Below are 2108 nucleotides of genomic sequence, written 5' to 3' on the forward strand. Positions count from 1 at the left end.
AACTGCGCAACGCCGAGGAGCTCTACGCCCGCCACGGCATCGCCCACCTCAACTCCGCGTTCATGTCCGTCGAGGAGATCTCCGCCACCATCCTCGAGCGCATGGACCTCACCGAGACCGGCCACCGATGAGACCGACCGCCAACGGTCACGACCCAGCACACCCGCAGCACCCCCCTGAGGGCAGCAGCCGGCGCTCGGGGGCCGGCGGACGGCGAGGGTGCGGGCCAAGCGGTCGTCGTGCAGGGCGGACGCGGTTCCCCGGACGTCCGCGCACCCGGGCGACCTGGCACGACACCCTTGACATGGAGGGCGGTCCCCCGGAGACTCTATGCAGAGTTAAGTTGCACTATGTGATTGAGGTTGCGTCTGGCGCTCAGGCGACACGGGTCCGGCCCGTCGGCGCGGGCGGAGGGCGGGGCAGGCTCTCATCCGCCGCCCGTGACAGCAACCGGACCCCGATGCGGAGAGGAAGACGTGATGTACCGAGTTCACCGCGTGGTGTCCGGGGGGAGAGATCTGCCGTGGAGCACGGACGTGGTCCCCATGACGGACTCCGGAGCCGCTCGGGCGCCGGAGGCGGCGCGATGAGCGCGGGCTGCGTCTCCGGCTTCGTCCCCGTGCCGGGAGAGGACCGGGCAGAGCCGGGGCGGACGGTGGCCACCGCGCAGAGCGGAGCCGGCTCCTCCCGTCGGGTGAGAGCGGAGCGACCGGTGACCTCGGGAACGTTCTCCCTGGACGGCGGCACCTGGGAGATGGAGAACAACGTACGGATCGTCGGCGACGACGAGCAGTGCGTCGTCATCGATCCCGCCCACGACGCCGCTGCCGTGACGGCGGCCGTGGGGATCCGCGACACCCGGTCGATCCTCCTGACCCGCGACCACTGACGGACCCGCACCGCCCGGGGGCTGCCCGGGACGGGCCGTCACGTCACCGTTCCCCTCGTCCCCACGACCCCGCAGAGGGTTGCCGCACCCGCACACGGTGCGCGCGACCGCCTCACGACCCAAGGAGTACCGTGTCCCATCATCCGATCCGAGTGGCCATCGCCGGTGTCGGCAACTGTGCCTCGTCCCTGGTGCAGGGTGTGCACTTCTACGCCGATGCCGATCCTGCCGGTGCCGTGCCCGGGCTCATGCACGTGGTGTTCGGCGACTACCACGTGTCCGACGTGCAGTTCGTGGCCGCCTTCGACGTCGACGCGGCGAAGGTGGGGCGGGATCTGTGCGAGGCGATCTCCGCCGGGCAGAACAACACGCTGTCCTTCGCGAGCGTGCCGCACACGGGGGTGACGGTCCAGCGGGGTCCGACCCTGGACGGGCTGGGCGACTACTACCGGGCGGCGGTGGAGGAGTCGGGCGCTGCGCCGGTGGACGTGGCGGCGGCGCTGCGGGAGGCGGAGGTGGACGTGCTGGTGTCCTACCTGCCGGTGGGCTCGGAGGAGGCCGACCGGTTCTACGCCCAGGCGGCGTTGGAGGCGGGGGTGGCGTTCGTGAACGCGCTGCCGGTGTTCATCGCCTCCACCCCGGAGTGGGCCCAGCGGTTCGCTCAGGCGGGGGTGCCGATCGTGGGTGATGACATCAAGTCCCAGATCGGGGCGACGATCACCCACCGGGTGCTGGCCAAGCTCATGGAGGACCGCGGGTACGTGCTGGATCGGACCTACCAGCTCAACGTGGGCGGGAACATGGACTTCATGAACATGCTGGAGCGTTCGCGGCTGGAGTCGAAGAAGATCTCCAAGACCCAGGCGGTGACCTCCAACGTGGTGCGGGAGTTCGGGACGAAGGACGTGCACATCGGCCCCTCGGACCATGTGCCGTGGTTGGAGGACCGGAAGTTCGCGTTCGTGCGGCTGGAGGGTCACGGGTTCGGCAACGCCCCGATCTCCCTGGAGTACAAGCTGGAGGTGTGGGACTCGCCGAACTCGGCCGGGGTGATCATCGACGCGATCCGGGCGGCGAAGATCGGGGCCGACCGCGGGATCGGGGGGCCGCTGACCTCGGCCTCGGCGTACTTCATGAAGTCCCCGGCCGAGCAGCTGGCCGACGACGTCGCCCGCACCCGCCTGGAGGAGTTCATCCGCGGCGACCGCGAACGCTGACC

2 protein-coding genes are annotated in these 2108 nt (G+C 70.3%); both read left to right on the forward strand.

The features are described from left to right. The first annotated feature begins 712 nt into the window (after positions 1–712). Positions 713–889, forward strand: a complete 177-nt coding sequence (locus tag ACH9EU_RS06095) for a hypothetical protein (RefSeq protein ID WP_396413049.1) — start codon at positions 713–715, stop codon at positions 887–889. Positions 890–1020: 131 nt separating this feature from the next. Further along, complete coding sequence (locus tag ACH9EU_RS06100) at positions 1021–2106, forward strand: inositol-3-phosphate synthase (RefSeq protein ID WP_396412500.1); 1086 nt, start codon at positions 1021–1023, stop codon at positions 2104–2106. The last annotated feature ends 2 nt before the right edge of the window (positions 2107–2108 follow it).

The organism is Kocuria rhizosphaerae (genome assembly GCF_044462265.1).
Taxonomy (GTDB): Bacteria; Actinomycetota; Actinomycetes; order Actinomycetales; family Micrococcaceae; genus Kocuria; species Kocuria rhizosphaerae.